The 2,398-nt window shown below is 65.9% G+C and carries 3 protein-coding genes; all 3 read right to left on the bottom strand.

Annotated features, from left to right (window positions below):
* A partial coding sequence (locus tag AB4Y99_RS27065; RefSeq protein ID WP_441525513.1) for a dihydroxy-acid dehydratase domain-containing protein occupies positions 1–610 on the bottom strand: 610 nt, incomplete at its 3' end.
* Positions 611–661: 51 nt separating this feature from the next.
* The gene (locus AB4Y99_RS27060) at positions 662–1,876 is read right to left on the bottom strand and encodes a lactonase family protein (protein ID WP_441525512.1); all 1,215 of its coding nucleotides are present in this window, start codon (positions 1,874–1,876) and stop codon (positions 662–664) included.
* Positions 1,877–2,001: 125 nt separating this feature from the next.
* Positions 2,002–2,398: ABC transporter permease (locus AB4Y99_RS27055; protein ID WP_441525511.1), on the bottom strand; the 397-nt coding region annotated here is incomplete at its 5' end.

Here is a 2,398-nt window from a genome sequence, read left to right as displayed (position 1 = left end):
AGGCCGTGCCCATGGTCATGCAGACGCCGTAGGAGCGCGCGATGCCGACCTCCATCTCCGACCAGTCCTTGTCGGAGATGTTGCCGGCCCGGCGCTCGTCCCAGTACTTGAAGGCGTCCGAGCCGGAGCCCAGCACCTTGCCGTGCCAGTTGCCGCGCAGCATCGGCCCGGCCGGCACGAAGATCGCGGGCACACCCGCGCTGGTCGCGCCGAGCAAAAGCCCCGGCGTGGTCTTGTCGCAGCCGCCCATCAGCACGGCGCCGTCGACCGGGTGCGAGCGGATCAACTCCTCGGTCTCCATCGCCAGGAAGTTGCGATAGAGCATGGTCGTCGGCTTCACCTTGCTCTCGGAGAGCGAGATCGCCGGCAATTCGACCGGAAAGCCGCCGGCCTGCAGGATGCCGCGCTTCACATCCTCGGCGCGCTGCCTGAAATGCGCATGGCACTGGTTGAGGTCGGACCAGGTGTTGATGATCGCGATCACCGGCTTGCCGCGATACTCCTCCGGCGCGTAGCCCATCTGGCTCATCCGCGAGCGGTGGCCGAAGGAGCGGAAATCGTCCGGCTCGAAATAGCGCGCGCTGCGCAGGTTTTCCGGTGTCTTCGTCATTGTCAGCTTCGCTTCCGCAGTGTCGCCAGGGTGCCGCCGATCTTCGCCCGATCAGGTCAGCGGCGTAAATCCGCACCAGAACATCGGCCCCTTCGCCGTGTCCACCGCCCGCTCTGCGGTAAAGCTCAGCTTGCCATCGGCTCCGATCGCGAAGGCGGTGAGCTTGGCCGGGACGGTCGAGACGGTGCCACCCGTGGCGACGTCCATCGGAGCGACACTCGCGGCGAGGAGTATCTTGCCCGAGGGATCGATGGCGAAGGTACGGACATGGTAGCTGCGCGTATCGACGGCCTGGATCAGGTTGGGCTCACCCGTCTTCGGGTCGACCGCGAACACGGCGATGCTGTTCTCGCCRCCGACGAAGACCTTCCTGCCATCCAGCTCGGTCTTGCCGTCGGCACGGTTGGAGACATAGACGAAGCGGCCGTCGCGCGAAACATGGATCGCGCCGACCACCTGTCCCGGGCGGACCTTGCCGGGCTCGGCCAGCGTGGTCTTCACGAAGGCGGGCGCGGGGCCAATGCGATCTTCGGCTCCGAGCGTGAACATCTGGAGWTGGTTTTCCCGCTCCATCGTCACATAGAACCAGGGCTTGGTCGGGTGAAAATCGGCATGACGCGGGCCGAACCCGTAGCCGCTGCCCGGCGCAACCGACTGCTTCTCGGCGAGCTTGCCCTGGTTGAAGGAAAAGACCTTCAGCGCGCCCGGATCTTCCGGCTTGCCGCCGGCCGGATCGTTGCCGCGCGTCACCAGAAGGACGGTGCGATTGGACGGCAGCATTCGCACCTGATGCGCATAGATGCCGGCATCGAGCTTGCCGTCCTGCTTGATCGCTTCGCCGACGCTGCCGTCGGCCGCGATCGGGTGGACGGTCAGCGAGGCCGGGTCGTTATAGGCGACCAGGAGGAAGCGTCCGTCGCGGTCGGTCGAGATGTTGATCGGCCGCGACGTCAACAGCCGTGGAGCTCCGATCAGGCTCAGCTTGCCCGAGCCCGGTGCCATGGCGAAGGCGCTGAGGTGGTGAAGATCGGCCGGCTTTGCCGCGAAGCGATCGCTCGACGCGACATAGGCGATCGGCTTGCCCGGATGCTGCCAGACATATTGGATCGGTGCCGGAACGCTTACCATGCTGCCGGGCACGGGGCTGATCGTCCCGTCGACCGCATATTGCGTCAGCTCCGGGCCGACTGCGACATAAGCGGTCGAGACCTGGGCGGCCGTGGTCGTGCCGGTCTCGGCCGTGCGGGTCTTGGCGGATTGCGCCATCGCTTCGGTTCCTCCGGACCAGGGTGACGCAGCGATGCCCGCCAGGGTCATCGCCCCGAACTGCCTTCTGCTCCACTTTGCCATGTCAATCCCCTCGCGCCATCGTGGTCGATCTGCCGGCCGGATTAATGCTGGAGGCCCCATTTCAGGACGGTCCGGGCCTCGATGGTCCGGAAGATCAGGTTCTCGACGACGAGCCCGATCAGGATGACCGTCAGCAGGCCGGCGAAGACCGCCGGGATTTCGAGCAAATTGCGGTTCTCGAAGATGAACCAGCCGAGACCGCCCTGCCCCGACGAGACACCGAAGACGAGCTCGGCCGCAACCAGCGTGCGCCAGGCGAAGGCCCAGCCGATCTTGAGGCCGGTCAGGATCGAGGGAAAGGCCGCCGGGATCAGGATCTTGCGGATGTAGCGGAAGCCACGGAGATCGTAGTTCCGCCCGACCATGCGCAGCGTCTCCGAGACCGCTCGGAAGCCGGAATGCGTGTTGAGCGCAACCGGCCACAGCACCGAATGGATC

It is taken from the genome of Allobosea sp. TAB14, from assembly GCF_052113865.1.
Taxonomy (GTDB): Bacteria; Pseudomonadota; Alphaproteobacteria; order Rhizobiales; family Beijerinckiaceae; genus Allobosea; species Allobosea spartocytisi.
The sequence above is the reverse complement of the archived record's forward strand: the minus strand, read 5'-3'. Positions and strand labels throughout refer to the sequence as shown.